Source organism: Rhodococcus pseudokoreensis (assembly GCF_017068395.1).
Lineage (GTDB): Bacteria > Actinomycetota > Actinomycetes > Mycobacteriales > Mycobacteriaceae > Rhodococcus_F > Rhodococcus_F pseudokoreensis.
The window spans coordinates 8,231,250-8,247,876 of sequence record NZ_CP070619.1 but is presented as its reverse complement, the minus strand read 5'-3'; the positions used below and the strand labels follow the sequence as shown (position 1 = coordinate 8,247,876).

At 65.8% G+C, this 16,627-nt stretch carries 16 protein-coding genes; 6 read left to right on the top strand and 10 right to left on the bottom strand.

The genetic code is table 11. The annotated features are described in order from the left end of the window. Positions 1 to 98 precede the first annotated feature (98 nt). From JWS13_RS42990 to JWS13_RS42965, 6 genes are all read right to left on the bottom strand, one after another. The gene (locus JWS13_RS42990) at positions 99 to 1,082 is read right to left on the bottom strand and encodes a glycine betaine ABC transporter substrate-binding protein (protein ID WP_206011166.1); all 984 of its coding nucleotides are present in this window, start codon (positions 1,080 to 1,082) and stop codon (positions 99 to 101) included. Beyond that, complete coding sequence (locus tag JWS13_RS42985; protein ID WP_206011165.1) at positions 1,079 to 1,816, bottom strand: ABC transporter permease; 738 nt, start codon at positions 1,814 to 1,816, stop codon at positions 1,079 to 1,081. Before JWS13_RS42985 ends, JWS13_RS42990 begins: the two co-directional genes overlap by 4 nt. Continuing rightward, entirely contained in the window at positions 1,813 to 3,045 is a 1,233-nt protein-coding gene (locus JWS13_RS42980) for an ABC transporter ATP-binding protein (RefSeq protein ID WP_206011164.1), read from the bottom strand. The genes JWS13_RS42985 and JWS13_RS42980 overlap by 4 nt, the downstream gene beginning before the upstream one ends. Further along, on the bottom strand, positions 3,042 to 3,686 hold the full coding sequence (locus JWS13_RS42975; protein WP_206011163.1) for an ABC transporter permease: 645 nt from the start codon (positions 3,684 to 3,686) through the stop codon (positions 3,042 to 3,044). The genes JWS13_RS42980 and JWS13_RS42975 overlap by 4 nt, the downstream gene beginning before the upstream one ends. A gap of 259 nt (positions 3,687 to 3,945) precedes the next feature. Then, positions 3,946 to 4,560, bottom strand: coding sequence for a TauD/TfdA dioxygenase family protein (locus JWS13_RS42970; RefSeq protein WP_225928068.1), 615 nt, complete (start codon positions 4,558 to 4,560; stop codon positions 3,946 to 3,948). Next, positions 4,557 to 4,757 (bottom strand): hypothetical protein, encoded by a 201-nt coding sequence (locus tag JWS13_RS42965; protein WP_206011974.1) that lies wholly within the window; start codon positions 4,755 to 4,757, stop codon positions 4,557 to 4,559. The genes JWS13_RS42970 and JWS13_RS42965 overlap by 4 nt, the downstream gene beginning before the upstream one ends. Before the next feature lie 416 nt (positions 4,758 to 5,173). On the opposite strand from JWS13_RS42965, the gene JWS13_RS42960 reads away from it, so the two are divergent. Beyond that, entirely contained in the window at positions 5,174 to 5,920 is a 747-nt protein-coding gene (locus JWS13_RS42960; protein ID WP_206011162.1) for a YcnI family copper-binding membrane protein, read from the top strand. Further along, complete coding sequence (locus tag JWS13_RS42955; RefSeq protein WP_206011161.1) at positions 5,904 to 7,580, top strand: copper resistance CopC/CopD family protein; 1,677 nt, start codon at positions 5,904 to 5,906, stop codon at positions 7,578 to 7,580. The genes JWS13_RS42960 and JWS13_RS42955 overlap by 17 nt, the downstream gene beginning before the upstream one ends. 34 nt (positions 7,581 to 7,614) lie before the next feature. Here the strand turns inward: JWS13_RS42955 and JWS13_RS42950 are convergent, their stop codons facing one another. The 4 genes from JWS13_RS42950 to JWS13_RS42935 all read right to left on the bottom strand — a co-directional run bounded on the left by JWS13_RS42950 (position 7,615) and on the right by JWS13_RS42935 (position 11,571). Further along, positions 7,615 to 8,580 carry a MetQ/NlpA family ABC transporter substrate-binding protein gene (locus JWS13_RS42950; protein WP_206011160.1) on the bottom strand — a complete coding sequence of 322 codons (966 nt, stop codon included), beginning with the start codon at positions 8,578 to 8,580 and terminating at the stop codon, positions 7,615 to 7,617. 130 nt (positions 8,581 to 8,710) lie between these two features. Next, on the bottom strand, positions 8,711 to 9,565 hold the full coding sequence (locus JWS13_RS42945) for an ABC transporter permease (RefSeq protein WP_241032527.1): 855 nt from the start codon (positions 9,563 to 9,565) through the stop codon (positions 8,711 to 8,713). Next, positions 9,546 to 10,418, bottom strand: coding sequence for an ABC transporter ATP-binding protein (locus JWS13_RS42940; RefSeq protein ID WP_206011159.1), 873 nt, complete (start codon positions 10,416 to 10,418; stop codon positions 9,546 to 9,548). The genes JWS13_RS42945 and JWS13_RS42940 overlap by 20 nt, the downstream gene beginning before the upstream one ends. A 37-nt stretch (positions 10,419 to 10,455) precedes the next feature. Beyond that, entirely contained in the window at positions 10,456 to 11,571 is a 1,116-nt protein-coding gene (locus JWS13_RS42935) for an ABC transporter substrate-binding protein (RefSeq protein ID WP_225928065.1), read from the bottom strand. 440 nt (positions 11,572 to 12,011) lie between these two features. Here JWS13_RS42935 and JWS13_RS42930 point away from each other — a divergent pair, with 440 nt between their 5' ends. The 4 genes from JWS13_RS42930 to JWS13_RS42915 are packed head-to-tail and all read left to right on the top strand — an operon-like array spanning position 12,012 to position 16,555. Next, entirely contained in the window at positions 12,012 to 13,256 is a 1,245-nt protein-coding gene (locus tag JWS13_RS42930; RefSeq protein ID WP_206011158.1) for an LLM class flavin-dependent oxidoreductase, read from the top strand. 30 nt (positions 13,257 to 13,286) lie between these two features. Next, complete coding sequence (locus JWS13_RS42925) at positions 13,287 to 14,252, top strand: LLM class flavin-dependent oxidoreductase (RefSeq protein WP_206011157.1); 966 nt, start codon at positions 13,287 to 13,289, stop codon at positions 14,250 to 14,252. Continuing rightward, entirely contained in the window at positions 14,249 to 15,475 is a 1,227-nt protein-coding gene (locus tag JWS13_RS42920) for an acyl-CoA dehydrogenase family protein (RefSeq protein WP_206011156.1), read from the top strand. The genes JWS13_RS42925 and JWS13_RS42920 overlap by 4 nt, the downstream gene beginning before the upstream one ends. Positions 15,476 to 15,523: 48 nt before the next feature. Next, entirely contained in the window at positions 15,524 to 16,555 is a 1,032-nt protein-coding gene (locus tag JWS13_RS42915; RefSeq protein ID WP_206011155.1) for an aldo/keto reductase, read from the top strand. The last annotated feature ends 72 nt before the right edge of the window (positions 16,556 to 16,627 follow it).

Genomic DNA, 16,627 nt, shown 5'->3' with positions numbered 1-16,627 from the left:
CCGTCTGTACAGGGGCGCCGGACAAGCCGGTGCCACTACAGTCCCTTGGAACGCCGTGCGCGAAAACACACCCTAGGTGTGTGGTGTGGGCACCCTGATCACTGCACGAGCGACTCGCTCTTCAGCCAGTCGTACGCGACATCTGCGGGATCCTCGCCTTCGATGTCGACTCGGCCGTTCAGTTCCTGCATCAAGTCGTCGGTCAGTCGTTCGGAGACCACACCCAGCAGGTCGGCGATCTCCGGATAACGGTTGAGGATCTCGCCCCGGACGACCGCGGTGCCGCTGTAGGGCAGGAAAAACTTGCGGTCGTCGTCGAGGACGTCGAGGTTCAGGTTCTTCACGCGCCCGTCGGTGGTGTAGACCATTCCGAAATTGCAGGGTGCGCTCTGCGCCGTGGACGTGTACACCACACCGGCATCCATCCGGGTGACATTGCTCGACGGAACACCACCGGGTGCGTTGAGGGGGATGCCGTAGGTCTCGAGCATCGGAACGAACCCGTCCGCACGACTGAAGAACTCGTCGTCGACGCAGAATGTTCGTTCGGATTCCGGCAAACGCGCGACATCGGAGAGCGACTTGACGCCCAGACGCTCGGCGGTCGGTGCCGATGCGGCGAAGGCGTACGTGTCGTTGAAGTTGGCCGGCGGCAGCCATTCGAGGTCGTGGTCGCGCTGCTCGAAGTCGTGCACGCGCTGCCACAGTTCGCCGGGATCCGAGATTGTCTCCGTCTCACCGTGGTAGTTCACCCACCCCGTGCCGGTGTACTCCCACAGGATGTCGGCGTCCCCGTTGAGTTGCGCTTGCCGTGAGGACGCAGATCCCGGCGCGCCCGTGAGGTCGGTGACCTTCGCGCCCGCCGCGGCCAGGTACGTCGCGGTGATCTTCCCGAGAAGTACCCCCTCGGTGAAACTCTTCGACGTCACGACGAGAGAGGAATCGGCCAGTAGGCGATCACCGCCGGGCAGGGTCGCGTCGTGGAAGGTGCCCGAGGAGCTGACCAACCCGCAGCCGGCCACGCTCGCGGACACCGCGGCCGCGATCGCCGCCGCAGCAAGTCGAAAACGCCGCCGGTTCATGCCACTCCTCGCGGGGTTGCGACGAGCTCGACCAACCGTCCGAGCCAATCGATGATCAACGCCAGCAGTCCGACCAGGATGGCCCCGGAGATGAGCAGTTTCGGCAGGAACAGTGTCACTCCCGTCGTGATGAGTGTGCCCAGGCTGGTGGCGCCGATGAACGTGCTGAGGGTTGCGGTGCCGACGAGGATCACGAGTGCGGTCCTGACGCCGTTCAGGATCACGGGAACGGCGAGCGGCAACTCCACCTGCACCAGCGTGCGCAGTCCCGAGAAGCCGATACCTCGCGCGGCCTCGATGGTTCGTCGATCGACCTGGTCGATACCGACGATCGTGTTCTGCAGGATGGGCAGGATCGCGTAGACCACGAGTCCGACCACCGCGGTGCGGAATCCTGTGCCCAGCCACATGGTGAGCAGAACGATCAGACCCACGGCGGGCGCCGCTTGGCCGACGTTCGCGAAGTTCACCACTACCGGCTTGACCGGTCTGGCCTTCTCCCGGGTGAGCACGATTCCCAGGGGAATGGCGATCAGGACGACGATGACCGTGGCGGTCAGGGTCAACGTGATGTGGTCGAGGATGGTCGTGCGCAGGTTGCTCCAGCCCAGTGACGCCTCCTCGGTCGGCGTCAGCGTGGTGGACCGGTACCACAGGATGTACCCGGTGCCGAAGACGATGATGAGGAGGGGCTCGAACCACACGTCCATCGGCAGGCGACGAAGCCGGTTCACCGGATCGTGCCCTCGGTGTGCGCGGTGTACGTGACGTGCCCGTCGCCGGCCCGCGCATCGGACAGCTGTTCGCGGATGACCGCCATCACCGTGGCGATGGTGAGGGCACCGGTCACCGCTCCTCTGCTGTCGGTGACGAGCACCCCGCCCTGGCTCGCGGCCAGCATGGAGTCGAGCGCATCGTTGAGCGTGGACGACGGCGCCACCACCGGAAGACGCGGGTCGACGTAGTCGGACACCCGCTCCTTGGTGGCCACTTCGTCGAGCGACGGCCACGCTTGGGCACGGCCGTCGCCGTCGACGACGACGATCCACGTCGCGCCCTGCGCCTGCGCGCGACCGATGACCTCTCGGGACGGCTCGCCGATCCTCGCGGTCACCACCGGATCGTGCTCGACATCCTTCACTCGCGACAAGGTCAGGTGGGCGAGCGTCGCACCCGACCCGACGAACTCCTCGACGAACGGGGTGGCCGGCTTCGCCAGAATTTCCTCGGGTGTCGCGTATTGCTCGATGCGGCCGCCCTCGGACAGGATCAAGACCTTGTCACCGAGTTTCGTGGCCTCCTCGAAATCGTGTGTCACGATCACGATCGTCTTCGCGAGTTCGTGCTGAATGGCGATCAGTTTGTCCTGCAAACGAACCCGGGTGATCGGATCCACCGCCCCGAACGGCTCGTCCATCAGGAGAACCGGCGGGTCCGCGGCCAGAGCACGTGCCACCCCGACCCGCTGCTGCTGACCGCCCGACATATCCTTGGGGAGCCGGTCCTGGAAGGTGGCGGCATCGAGTCCGACGAGATCGAGCAGATACTCGGTGCGTTCGGCGATCCGTTGCGCATTCCACCCCAGCACCCGAGGAATAGCGCCGATGTTCTTGGACACGGACCAGTGCGGGAACAGGCCACCCGACTGGATGACATAGCCGATCGACTGCCTGAGCTTGTCCGGATCTTCGCCGGTGACGTCGCGGTCGCCGATGAAGATGCGCCCCTCGGTCGGTTCGATGAGACGGTTGATCATTTTCAGTGTCGTCGTCTTGCCGCAACCGGACGGGCCGACGAAGGCGACGATGTGACCCGCCTCGATATCGAGATCGAGTTTCTGGACGGCCGGCTTCGTCTGGCCACGATACTGCTTCACCACTCCGTCGAGCCGAATGGAGGCACCGGTGACCGTACGCTCGCCCGTCACCGTGTCGGCGGCGCTCCCGGTCTTATCGTCGGTCATGACAGTCCCTTCGCGATGGTGAGCCGCCCGAGGAGGACGAGCAGGCCGTCGAACACCAGGGCGATGACGACGATGAGCACGGTTCCGGTCAGTGCCATCTCCACGGAGTTCGTCCCTCCCAGCCGGGACAGGCCGTTGAAGATCAGCGAGCCGAGTCCCGGCCCGAGAACGTAGGCGACGATCGCGGCGACACCGACGACCATCTGAGTCGACACCCGAATCCCGGTGAGGATGACCGGCCACGCCATGGGCAACGACACCGAGAACAGGATGCGTCGACGGGAGAGCCCGATCCCGCGTGCCGATTCGATGACCGAATCGGGGACCGAGCGCAGGCCGACGATCGCGTTGCCGATGACGGGCATTGCCGCGAAGAACGCCAGCATGATGAACGACGGCACGACTCCCAGCCCGAACGGCACGATCAGCAGTGCGAGCAATGCGAGGGACGGGATCGTCAACGCGACCCTGCTTGTGGTGAGCGTCAAGGCCGAGAAGAGCGGCAGTCGGTGCACCGCGATTGCGATGAGCACGGCGACAATGGTTCCGACCAGCACAGTTTGGAACGCGAGCGATGCGTGCTGATACGTCAGGAACCCGAGAAACTCTCCCCTTCCCTGCAGGTAGTTCCAGATGTCCACGAGATTCCCCCTTGCGGCCACCGTGTTTTCGGGGGCACATCGACTCCAGTACTCCGCCCGTGCCGGACGGCGACGATACCGCCCGGATACCGGCGACGACCGAGTACCCAGTCTTACCGATCACCTATCCATCCGCAGGAAAGAGGACCGGCGTGTCTGCCAACTGCGGCGACAGTCGATCGCAGCAGAACTCACCCGGTTCCGGAACAGTTGGAATCAGCTCGAGCCGAACATCTCGAGTCGGGATTCCGCGGCCGAATTACTGCGCCTCGAAGGGTTCGCCCTCGAGTGCCTCGGACGTGCGTCCGTCCGGTCCGACGGGCACGTCACCTTCGAGGGTGATGCGGAACAGTCGACGGTCGTCGTCGGTCACGAGGTCGCTCGGCGCGAGATGGACCGACGAACGGTTGTCCCAGAACGCGATCGACTCCGGCTCCCACTTGAACCGCACCGTGTACTCGGGGCGGGCCAGCTCCTCGTAGAACAAGCCGAGAAGGCGACGGCTCGCGTGGGCCGACACACCGGCGATCTTCTGAGTGAAGCCCGGGTTGACGTAGAGGGCCTTCTCCCCTGTCCCGGGGTGCACCCGCACCACCGGGTGTTCGCTCACCAACGGGCGACGCTCGATACGGCGGAGGTAGTCCTCGGTGGGCGTCGAACCGGCGTCGGGCGCGAATCGGTGCAACGCACGCAGTTCGTCGGCGAGTCGCTGGATCGGCGCCGACAGACCGTAGTACGCGGCGACGCCGTTGGACCACTGGGTGTCGCCGCCGTACGGGGGCAACACCTCCGCACGCAGAATCGACGCGAAGGGCGGGTTGACCGCAGCGGTGACGTCCGCGTGCCATCGCACCTTGTCGTACGACTGGTTCAAGCGGTCCGGCGGGTCGTGTGGGTGGCCGCGCACATCGGGCACCACGTTGCCTCACCGACGATCCACCCGTTGGTGCGGGCGAAGGCGACCGCCTCCGGCCGACCGGCGACGGCAGCGTCGAATCGGTGCTCACACAGATCGCACCGCAGCATCCACCCACGCTTCCCTGAGGACCGCACCAAGATGTGAACAGTCATGTCACCCCCGTGACTTCGTCAGACTTCGCACTCAGCATGGCACACTCTGCCCAGCCCTGGCTGTCCCACACAGGCGCCCCGAGTCGCCGTCAGGATGCGGCTCTCGTATTCGACGGCGTGCGCGCAGCCGCGACGAAGGCACGACAATCATTCTATCCCAATGGATTCTGCGTTCGCGGGCGCTCCGCACAGGCGCCTAACCCGGCCGCCGCAGCCTCCGCTGTGGGTACGGACCCGAGTAACCATCACGCCGATTCGAACCCTCCGCCGCATCCGGGACGGGCACTAGCATCGTTGGAACTCAGCGGTTTCCGGTGCCTGTCCGCGCGGACAGTCCGGCGTCTCGCCGACAGTCCCCACCCGAAACACACCAGTCATATGCAAGCCACTCGCGCGGTCAATGGAGTCGATCCGGTATGTCGAACAATAGAAATGCAAACGTCGGTCGCCAGTGGAGTGCGATCGCGCGCCGCATCGCGGCCGTGACGGCGCTCGGAGGCGTGGCACTGCTGGGCTTTGCCGCACCCGCCGCGGCGCACGTCCACGTCGACAGCGCGGAGCAGCTGACGAAGGGCGGATACGGCCTGGTGCGACTCATCGTTCCCACCGAGTCGGACGACGCGTCGACGGTCGGTCTGACCCTCACGGTCCCCGAGGGCGTCGACTTGACCTCGGTTCGGACCCTGCCGATTCCGGGATGGACGGCGACGGTCGAACGTGAGCAGTCGGGCGACGGGGAGCGGGTGTCACGAGTCAGATGGCAGGCGACGGATCCTGCGAACGGGTTGAAGGCGGCGGAATTCGGCGTGTTCACTCTGTCGGCGGGCCCGTGGCCCGAGGATGTCGACTCGGTGCCGCTACCCACCGAGCAGAACTACAGCGACGGATCGGTGGTGTCCTGGAACGAGGTTGCCATCAACGCGGGCATCGAACCCGAGCACCCGGCTCCCGTCGTCACGCTCGCTGCCGGTGGCGCGCACGGCGACGGACACGGCGGCACACCGGATTCGGCATCGACCGACGGTTCCCATGCGGCCGCGGCCGACAGCGACTCGACAGCGTGGCTGTGGCGCACGATCGCTGTCGTCGCCCTGGTGCTCTCACTGGGGGCGACAATCGCGGTGATCGCCCTCGTGCGCCGAGGTCATGTCGCGAAACCCTAGCCCGCCGGTGCTCGCGCAGAACGACAACCGCCGATTCGCAGTCACGATTACGCGAGCTGTTGCGCTCTCCTGGCTTCTCGCGCTTGTTGCGACGGCAGCGGCGGTGTGGGGGGCGCCGCCCGCGTCGGCCCATGCCACCATCGTCTCGACCACTCCGGGCGACGGATCGCACGTCGACGTGTCGCCGGAGGTACTGGCCTTCGAGTTGAGTGAGCCGGTCACGCTGGTCGAGGGGTCGGCGCAGCTGATCGACAGCACCGGTGACCGCCACTCGGTCTCGACCGACCGGGTCGAGGACGGTGGCCGCCGGATCGTGTTCGTGGTCGACGGAGAGATCCCCGACGGGGCGTATCTCGCCACGGCACGGGTGATCTCCGCCGACACGCACGTGGTGTCACTGTCGAGCAGATTCACGGTGGGCTCGGTTACCCAGTTCGGACACGTGCTCGACGCCGGTGCGACGACGACGGGAGTCGAGCAGTACCTCCGCTACCCGAGCAAGGCGGCGGTGTACCTCGGTGTCGTCCTGTCTTCGGGTCTCATTATCGCCGGCCGCTGGGTCTGGCCCACCGCCCTCGGTGGCGGCCGTTTCCGCACGGTCTACCGGGTGGGAGCGGCGGTGTTGACCGTCGGGCTGCTCGGTCGATTCCTCGTGCAGGTGGCGCAACAGTCGGGCGGGCTGGTCGAGGCGTCGGCTGCCGCAACTGTCCTGGGCAGTCAGGTGGGTGTCGCGATCGCGGTGGCGGTGGTGCTGAACCTCGCCTGCTTCGCGTTTCCGCCCGGCACGAACCGGACCGCGGATGCGCTCGGATACGTGCAGGCGGCGTCCGCGGTTGCCGCGGTCACGCTCGGCGGTCACGGGGGGTCCACCGAAAGATGGCCGCTGGCGTTCATCGGCACCGCGACGCACGTGTACGCCGCCGCGCTGTGGCTCGGCGGAGTGTGCATCCTGGCTCTGGCCATCGACGGTGTCGCGCAGCTCGAGCGGTGGCATCGGGTGGCTGCAGGCCATGTGGTGCTCGTGTCCGCCACGGGTCTGACCCTGGCGATCCTGCAGGTCCGTCCGATCGAGGCGCTGTTTCGCACCTCGTACGGCCAGGTGCTGATCGTCAAGGTCGTACTGGTCGGGCTCGTCGTGGTCGCCGGCTACCTGACCTACCGTCGGTACCGTCACGGAACGACCGACCCGGCCGGCGACCGCGGTGAGGTCACCCGGCGCTCGCACATCGTGACCGTCGAGGCGGGCCTCGCGGTCGCGGTCCTCGCTGCGACGTCGGTGCTGTCGTCTCTCACACCCGCCAAGGACAGCTACACCACGAATGTGCACACCGAGCTGAACTTCGGTACCTCGGAGATCCTGGACGTCGAGATCGATACCGTTCGCCGCGGCCCCCAGACGGTGACCGTGAGGTTCCCGACCCCGGATACGGGGTTCGCCGCCGGCGCAGTGCTGCCCGACGTGGACGTCGAACTCTCCTCGGCCCAAGCAAATGTCGCGCGCATGCCGATCGAACTCACCAGAACCGGACCCGACGACGACGGGCTCACCTGGATCAGTGACGGAGTGATCGTGCCGACCGCCGGGAAGTGGAAAGTGACGGTTCGGTTCGAGGGCGCCCACGGACCCAAGCTGGCGTCCTTCGACTATGACGCCCTCTAGAGTCCGAGAGTATCGACAGGCCCCTGACCGGGAGTCACCTGCTCTCCCCCGTCGCCACCGGAATGTTCGCGCCGCGGAATTTCGTTTCCAGGAACTGTGCCAGTTCAGGGCTTTCCAGCGCACGCGCCAGTTCGAGCACTCGCTGGTCGCCCGCCAATCTCGACGGCGCGACGAGCACATGCGCATAGGGATTCCCGGGGCCAGGTTCGATCGCGAGCGCGTCTTCCGCCGGTGTCAGGCCGATGGATGCCGCGTCATCCGGGTTGAGAACCACTGCGTCGTAGTTCTCGTACAGCGACTGCAGGTAGTCGTCATAAGCGAGTCCGAGAAGTGAGAGATGCCGGAGCGAGTCCAGCACGTTCGCCTGGGTAATCGTAAGATCCACCGCAGAGGTACCCCCGAACGGGCGATCCAGCTTCACCAGCCCCGCGCTCTGCAGCAGATAGAGTCCACGCGCGAAACCGGTCGGAGTGGCGGGCAGCACGACCTGCGAGCCATGGGGAAGACTCTGTCCGGTCACCTCGTCCGCCACCAGGCCCACGTTCACCCAGCTGTCGGTGTCTTTCACGTCTTTCCATTTCGACGAGTACAGCCCGTACGGAACGACATTCACCTTCGACACGATGCTCAGATTGTCGTACGAAAGCTTGCCGAGATCGGCTTCGAACGCGGGAATGTGCTGATAGAACGAAAGATCGCCGTCCCCTGCGGCCACCTTCGCGTTGGAATCGTCCGATGCGTCGACCAGTTCGACTTTCGCCGAGGCCGGCAGGAGATTCTCGACCGCATACTCCAGGATCTCTCGGTCGTCTCCGGTGCCGACGTAGACGACGATCGAGTCCCCGGCGTCGCCGGCGGTCTCGTAGTTGACCTGTGTGTCCGACCCGCAACCCACCAACCCCGTCGCGGCCGCGAGCGCGAAGGCAGCGGTCGCGAGGACGCTGCGCCGATTGAGGACCACCGTTCCGTTGACGAGGCTACGATGACTTGCGCGTTGCATCTGATCTCCACTCATGAATTGTCGACTTGGAACGGCGTGCACCCAGGAACCCGGGGTCGAGTTCCTGGGTGCACGGGAAGCGCGATGACCTACCGACCATGGCGGACGCCAATACGGACTCGCGGGTTCGTCACTTGTTCGTCAGACCTCGCTGCCATGCGGTCAGACGCCATTCAGCGGCAGTGAGCACGCCGTTGACGAGGATTCCGATGAGACCGAGGGTGAGGATGCCGGCATACATTTGCGGGGTCTGATAACGCAACGCGGCGTTGTTGATATAGATGCCCAGACCCTGAGCACCACCGACGAGTTCGGCGGCAACGAGGGCCGTGAAGGCGTTCGCCGCAGCCAATCGGATACCGGGGAAGATTGCCGGGATCGCAGCCGGAAGCACGACGCGGCTGAAAATGTACACCCGGCCGGCCCCGAGTGTCCGGGCCGCATTCAGCAGGATGCGCTCCACACCCCCGACCGCTCCGACCGCGTTGATGAAGATCGGCCAAAAGCATGCCCACACGACAATCGCGACCTTCGACTCCTCACCGATTCCGAGGAAGACGACGAAGACCGGCAGGAGCGCGAGCAGCGAAAGGTTCCGGAAGAACAGCAAGAGCGGTTCGGCGAGCTTCTGGAAGATCCGGAACGATCCGACGACGATGCCGAGCGTGATACCCGCCACGAGCGCAATGGCGAATCCGGTCAACGCCCGCTCGACACTCGGCCAGATCTCCGAGCGCAACGTGCCGTCCGCAAGTCCGTCCACGAACGCTTTGGCCACGTCCAGCGGCTTCGACAGGTACAGGGCGCTGACGTACTCGGAATCAACGATCCACCACCAGAGCACCAAAAATGCTGCAAGACCGAAAATTCCATAGATCGGTCGGTCGTATTTCACGAGCCACGGGTTGGGCGCCTTGGGCGGAGTGAGATCCTCGTCCAGCAGCTGTTCCTCGCCGCGTGTCTCCTCAGTGATTGTCGTTGCCAATGTGCACCTCCTCCTCGAGGACGCGCGCGACGCGCGACCGGATATGCGCGAACTCCTCCGAGTTCCGGGAGTCGCTGTCCCGGGGCCGCGGAAGCTCGACGTCGATCAGCGTCTTCACCCGGCCGGGTGCACGGGTCATGACCGCGATCCGATCCGACAGGAAAATGGCCTCGTCGATCGAGTGGGTGACGAAGAGGATCGTCTTCTTCGTGTCACCGGATTCCCAGATACGCAGCAACTCGCCCTGCAGGAACTCACGCGTCTGCGCATCCAGGGCGGCGAACGGCTCGTCGAACACCAGGATGTCGGGTTCGTATGCGAGAACGCGCGCGATCGCGACCCGCTGACGCATTCCACCGGAGAGCTGGTGAGGAAGCCGGTTGGCGGCGGCTTCCAGGCCCACCGTCTTCAGCACTTTGGCTGCCCTCGCCCTGCGCTCGGCCTTCGGGACGCCGCGGATCTTGAGACCCACCTCGACGTTCTTCTGCGCGGTCAGCCAGGGGAACAGGGCGTAACCCTGGAAGACGACGCCGACGTTCTTGTTGACGCCTTCGACTCGCTTACCGTCGACGAGAACGGCGCCTCCGTTGTGAGCCTCCAAGCCCGCCAGGATGTTCAGAAACGTCGACTTGCCGCAGCCACTCGGCCCGAGCAGGGAGAGAAATTCGCCGCTCTTGATCTGCAAGTCGAATCCGTCGAGGACCGAGGTGGCGTCCTTGGCCGACCTCGATCCCGGTTTCGGATAGATCTTGGCGACGCGCTTCGCCTCGATCTTCCAGTCCGTACCGTGGGCACGGGGTGCAATCGGCCCCGCGTCCTGCTCGAATCGTTCAGCTAGCACTTGTTGAGTCATGTCGTGTGACTTCCTGTCGGGTGCGGATGGCGCCGGTTCACTTCTCGAGGCCCTCGATGTCGACGAGGGGCGTCTTGAAGATCCCGTCGTTCTGCTCGTCGGTCACGATCGCGGTGTTGTCTTCCTGGGATTCCAGAAGGTCAGCCGACTTCGCGTAGGGGTTGAAGGCGTTGGTCGCAACGTCTTCGGGCTTCAGATTCTCCGAGCCCGGCAGCGGTTCGCCCACCTGTTCCACGAGATCCCACCACAGCTGCAGGCTCGCCTTGTCGAGCAGCGCGTTGGGTGCGTAATGCCAGTTGGTGGTCTGCTCCACGGGATATCCCGTGGTCTTGCCGGCGATCTCCGCGGACTCCTTCGGATGGGCGTTGGCCCAGTTTGCCGTCTTCGCGATCACGCCCACGAACGCACGCGCCGCGTCCGGGTACTTCTGCAGCCACGCATTGCTTGCGACATACGGTGCCTGGCCACCCAGCGGCCCCCAGTCTTCGAAAGACGTGAAGGCCTGGGTGAACTTGTCCGGCTGGCTCTGCAGCACACCGACCAGCGGCGGGTGGAAGACCCCGAGGTCGACCTCGCCTCTCTCGATCGCGGGTGCAATGAGCTCATTCTTGAGCTCGAGGAAGTTGACCTTGTTCAGGTCCACACCGTTGTTCTGCAGGTATCGCTTGATCACCAGGTCGGTGCAGCTGTTGGACCCCGAAAGACCAATCGTCTTGCCCTCGATGGCCTTCAGGTTCTCCTTGGTGATGTCCGAGCCTGCCTTGGTGAAGTAGGCCATGTGCGGCATGTCGGGCAGGTCGAGCATGCTCGAGGCGATGGCCGTGAACTTGAAACCCTTCACCTTACCGTCGATGTCGTTGTTGAACATGCCCGTCGCGATGTCGATCGCGCCCTGATCGAGCAACTGCACCGCGGGCACCGCCGTGGCAGGCCCGACGTACTCCGGACGGACCCCGGCGTTGTCCCAATATCCCAATTCGTCGGCGATCCTGACCAGCGACAGGGCGGTGGGCGAGTTGGCGAAGCGGAACGTCACCGCCCCGTCGTCATCGCTTCCACTGCCGCACCCGGCCAGCACCAGCGGCGCTGCAACCAGCAGGGCCGACCAGGTGGACAACTTCTTCGTCAGGCGCATGTTGCCGAAGACGTTCATGCTCGCGCCTCCCGGTGCGTGGTTCTGCCACTCACGGCATTTCCTCTCTCTCGCGGGGGATGTGGTCGTCGGTTTCCGGTCGGCCGGTCACTCCCGAGGAATAATTCGATTTAGAAGATAAGCTCCGACACTGGCTTTACCTACGAATAGATTCACCATGAGCCAAGCTCCACCGGCCCGACTCCGATCGAGACCGCGTAACCCACTCTGGGTCAGCAGATTTCGTGTCCAGCGCCCTTGCGCTCCGACGCCGAAACTGAAGAATAGATGAACGATGGAACGATAACCGTGTAATTGCGTACGACGGCAGCCGCGGGTGCGGTGCCCGCTTAACAGTCTGTCCAGCGAATCTGCACGATTCGAACCATTCCCATTCCGTAGCCGTTCGATGACAGTGGTCGGGATCGATCCACACCCGTCACCGATGAAGGGACCACCGAGTGAGCGGCCGGCTTCACATCAACGTCAACATCCTCAACGCCGGGGTCTTCGGTGGATCGTGGCGGTTCCCCGGGACGGACGGCCTGGCCAGTTACTCGATCGACCACTACACCTCGATCGCGAAGAAGGCGGAGGCCGCCAAGCTCGACGCCGTCTTTCTTGCCGACGGACCTTCGCTCGACCCGAGTATCACGCACCGGACAGGCAACAACCTCGAGCCGACCACGGTACTGGCGAGGGTTGCTGCACAGACCGAGCGGATCGGGCTGATTGCGACACTGTCATCGTCCTACAACGATCCTGTCGAGCTCGCCAGACGGCTCGGCGACCTCGATCACCTCAGTGGTGGCCGGTTCGGCTGGAACGTCGTCACGACAGCGGGGCCGATCGCCGCACACAACTTCGGACGGACCGGCGAGCCGGACCACGGCCTCCGCTACCGGCGGGCAGCGGAATTCGTGGAACAGGTCGCCGCCGCGTGGGCCGCCCGAACCGACTTCCCCTCGCCCCAGGGTCGACCGGTCGTCGTTCAGGCGGGAGGCTCCAGCGACGGCAAGCAGCTGGCTTCGCGCGTCGGCGAGGTCGTCTTCTCCGCCGAGCAGGACATTCGGAAGGCAATGGCTTTCCGGACCGAGTTGCGCGAAGGCGCCCGGCGTTTCGGCCGGGACCCGGACGGGATCGTGATCCTGCCCGGACTGTCGACTGTTCTCGGTAGCACGGAGGCCGAGGCGATCGAGCGGCGCGAACTGCTGGACGACCTGCTCCCCGACGCCTACGCGCGTGGCCGGCTCGCAGGACAACTCGGATTCTCGCTGGACGGGCTTGCCGACGACGAGCCGATCCCTGCGGAACTGCTCACCGAGCCGGACGAGGCAGGCGGGTCACAGACCTTCTACCGGGTCGTGAAGGACATCATCGACCGGGAAAACCCGACCCTGGGACAGCTACTGAAGAAGCTGTCGGGCGGTGGTGGGCACCGCATCGTCGTCGGCACCCCCGAGCAGGTCGCGGACGACATCGAGCGATGGTTCCGCCACGGCGCAGCTGACGGGTTCAACGTGATGCCCGACGTATTGCCTTCCGGCTTCGACGATTTCGCCGACTACCTCATCCCCGAGCTGCAGCGGCGCGGTCTCTTCCGCACGGAATACGACGGGACGACCCTGCGTGACCACCTCGGTCTCGACGTCCCGGACGTACCGGCCGGGGTGTGGGACAGCGAACCTCTCGAAGCCGCTCGCTGAGCGATCCCACGGAACCAGAAGAGGCAACACATGAGTACCCCGATCCTGATCGACCTGGCCGTCGGCGATGCACGCGCAGTTGCCGCGACCGATCGTTTCGACCCGATCTCGCTCGCCGCGGCTGTCACGGTCACCGAAGCGGCGCAGGAGGCCGGCGTCTCCGCGCTTCGCCTGCTGGACACTGTCGGTGGTCGCCCCGCGATCGACCCGAGCGTCGCCGGTGCGTATCTCGCCGGCCGGTTCGGCGACATCGGCTACCTCGTGGACGTGCCGACGACCCACAACGCGCCGTACAACGTTGCCCGGCGGATTCTGTCGTTCGACCGGGCCACCGCCGGCCGCGTCGGTGTGGTCCTGCGCCCCGGCGCAGGCGACGAGGTGAGCGCTGCCACAGTGCCGGACAATACCGCTGACTCTCCATCGGAACGCTGGTCGGAGTACGCCCGGATCCTGACCCGCCTGTGGGAGTCCTTCCCCCGGGACGCGCTGATCGGGGACCAGGAACGCGCAGTGGTCGTCGACGACGAATTGATCCGAGCGATCGACCACGAGGGCCGGTTCTACCGAGTAGCGGGACCGCTGGACGGACCCTCGTCCGCGCAGGGACGCCCGGTCGTCGTGGCCGGCGACCCGGACGTGCTCGGTTGGGCGGCGGTGGCGCAGTCCGCCGACGCGGTGGTCGTCGATCGGAGGCAGTCGGCGGGGGCAGACCTCGCTCTCACTGCCGGCCTCGAGCAGGCCGGCCGAAAGCGCGAGGAGGTCGCTCTCATCGGACGGGCAAGTGTGACGCTGTCCGACGACGCGAGTGCACTGGCCGACGAACTGGCCCGCTGGATCGACCGCGACAGGTTGGACGCCGTGGAGTTGGTGCCGACCGGAGGGGTCGACGGCGTCCTGGCCGCGGTGCGCACGCTGGTGCCGCTGCTGTCCGCCTCGACAGGACCGACTCTGCGAGCGTCCCTCGGACTGCGCGACACCGCGGAGGCGTTGTCATGACCGCTGTGTACCCGGGACACGAGTCGATCGAAGCGACGTCGGTCTCCGGACTCACGGTGGCGGGTATCCGCGCCGCGGTCCGCCCTGTCCTGCGCCGTCTGGGCGATACCGCCGGGGCGCGGGAGAAGGCACGCGACTACGCTTTCGGCGAGGTCCGTGCACTCGCGGACGCGGGGATCGCGCTGGTCGGCGTCGCCCGGGAGGACGGTGGTGCTGGTGGCTCGCTGCGTGATGTGGCCGAGGTCGTCATCGAGGTGGCGCGCGCCGACTCCAGCGTGGCGCAGGCATTGCGAAGCAGTTTCATCATCGCCGAGCAGGTATCGAGCCGGCCCGATCTGCCGCACCGCGACGTGATTCTGACGCGTCTGCGCAACCGGGACCTGTTCGCCGGAACGAGCAATGAGCGAACCGGAGGCGCGAGCGGGCAGGTCAACGCCACGGCCCGGCGTGACGGTGCGGGCTGGGTGGTCGACGGCGAGAAGTACTACTCGACCGGCGGGCTCTACGCATCCTGGTTCTCGACCCAGGCACTCGCCGACGACGGGACGGTGGTTCGGTTCACCGTGCCCGTCGACCGCGAGGGAGTCGAGCGGCTCGACGACTTCGACGCCGTCGGTCAGCGGCTCACCGCCAGTGGCACCACCCGCCTGACCAACGTGCGCGTATCCGACGACGAGGTGACCTTCCCCGATCGGGCCCAGCCGGACAACCCGTGGCCCGGCAGCTTCGCGCAGTTCTATCTGGCGGCCGTACAGGCCGGTGTGGCGGCGCGTGCGCTCGACGACGCGGTCGGGTACGTGCGGGAGAAGGCCCGGCCGATCAAGCACAGCTCCGCGGATACCAGCGCCGAGGATCCCTATGTGCGGCAGACGATCGGACAGATCGCCGGCCGCGCCCAGGCGGCGCGGGCCGTCGTGCTGTTGGCAGCCGAGACACTGGAAGATGTCCGGGGGCTCACCGGGCCCACCGCACGCACCGCCGGTGCGGCTGCCGCGGTTCACGTCGCGCACACGAGTGCGATCGCAATCGAGTCCGCGCTCGACGCTGCGGAACTGCTCTTCGACGTCGGCGGCGGCTCGATCACCAATCGTGACCTCGGATTCGACCGGCACTGGCGCAACGCGCGCACCGCCGCCAATCACAACCCGCGGCAGTGGAAGCAGGCGATCGCGGGGGCATACCACCTGACCGGCGAGGAACCACCGACCACCGGCCTCTTCTGACCACCGACCGACAACAAGAAACCGATCAGAACGGAAAAGACGACACCGATGACCGCCAACCCCTTCGATCTCACCTACGCCGCCGCCGAGGACCGCTACCAGAAGGTCCCCTACCGTCGCACCGGAAACTCCGGTCTCGATCTGCCCGCCTTCTCGTTCGGGCTGTGGCAGAAGTTCGGTAGCGACTATGCCTTTGCGACCCAGCGGGAGATCATCCTCCACGCATTCGACCTGGGGATCACCCACTTCGACAACGCCGACCGCTACGGCCCACCGCACCGCGCGGCCCAGCAGAACTTCGGCAGGGTACTCGCCAAGGACCTTGCGCCCTACCGGGACGAACTCATCCTGTCGACCAAGGCAGGCAACCCGATCGGTCCGAGCCCGTATCTCAAGGGCGGCTCGCGCAAGTCGATCCTCACCTCGCTCGACCACAGTCTGCGCGACCTCGGCACCGACTACGTCGACATCTTCTACCACCACAGCCCCGACCTCAGCACGCCGCTGGAAGAATCGGTCGGTGCACTGGTCAGCGCGGTGGAGCAGGGCAAGGCGCTCTACGTCGGCATCTCCAACTACCTGCCCGACCGCACCCACGAAGCCGCCGAACTGCTGCGCCAGGCCGGCGTCCCGCTACTCATCCACCAGGCGCGTTACTCGATCTACGACCGGCGCCCCGAACAGAACGGCCTGCTGGACACCGCCCACCAGGACGGATTCGGGCTCATCGTGTACTCACCGCTGGCGCAGGGTCTCCTGACCGACAAGTACCTGGAGACGATTCCCGAACACGCACGGGCGCAGAACAGCTCATTCCTGTCGCCGGATGTGATCGACGAGACGTACCGGCAGCGCACCGCCGAGCTCAACAAGATCGCCGAGGCCCGCGGGCAGTCACTCGCCCAGCTCGCGTTGCAGTGGGTACTGCGCCGCCCGGAGGTCACGTCGGCGCTGATCGGTGCGAGTTCGACCGAGCAACTCGACCACAATATCGCGGCCCTGAACTTTCCGGCGCTCACCGACGACGAACTCGCGCTCATCGAGGAACACGGCGTGCACGGCACCGGACTCAAGCTGTGAACGAGCAGATTTCGGCAGACGACAACTGAAAGCCCGCCCGGGCCGATTCTGCGACAACCGCAGCATCGGCCC

Coding starts and splice junctions, on each gene's coding strand:
- JWS13_RS42990 (WP_206011166.1), bottom strand. CDS start 1,082: ATGAACCGGCGGCGTTTTCGACTTGCTGCGGCGGCGATCGCGGCCGCG.
- JWS13_RS42980 (WP_206011164.1), bottom strand. CDS start 3,045: ATGACCGACGATAAGACCGGGAGCGCCGCCGACACGGTGACGGGCGAG.
- JWS13_RS42965 (WP_206011974.1), bottom strand. CDS start 4,757: ATGACTGTTCACATCTTGGTGCGGTCCTCAGGGAAGCGTGGGTGGATG.
- JWS13_RS42960 (WP_206011162.1), top strand. CDS start 5,174: ATGTCGAACAATAGAAATGCAAACGTCGGTCGCCAGTGGAGTGCGATC.
- JWS13_RS42955 (WP_206011161.1), top strand. CDS start 5,904: ATGTCGCGAAACCCTAGCCCGCCGGTGCTCGCGCAGAACGACAACCGC.
- JWS13_RS42950 (WP_206011160.1), bottom strand. CDS start 8,580: ATGCAACGCGCAAGTCATCGTAGCCTCGTCAACGGAACGGTGGTCCTC.
- JWS13_RS42940 (WP_206011159.1), bottom strand. CDS start 10,418: ATGACTCAACAAGTGCTAGCTGAACGATTCGAGCAGGACGCGGGGCCG.
- JWS13_RS42935 (WP_225928065.1), bottom strand. CDS start 11,571: ATGAACGTCTTCGGCAACATGCGCCTGACGAAGAAGTTGTCCACCTGG.
- JWS13_RS42925 (WP_206011157.1), top strand. CDS start 13,287: ATGAGTACCCCGATCCTGATCGACCTGGCCGTCGGCGATGCACGCGCA.
- JWS13_RS42920 (WP_206011156.1), top strand. CDS start 14,249: ATGACCGCTGTGTACCCGGGACACGAGTCGATCGAAGCGACGTCGGTC.
- JWS13_RS42915 (WP_206011155.1), top strand. CDS start 15,524: ATGACCGCCAACCCCTTCGATCTCACCTACGCCGCCGCCGAGGACCGC.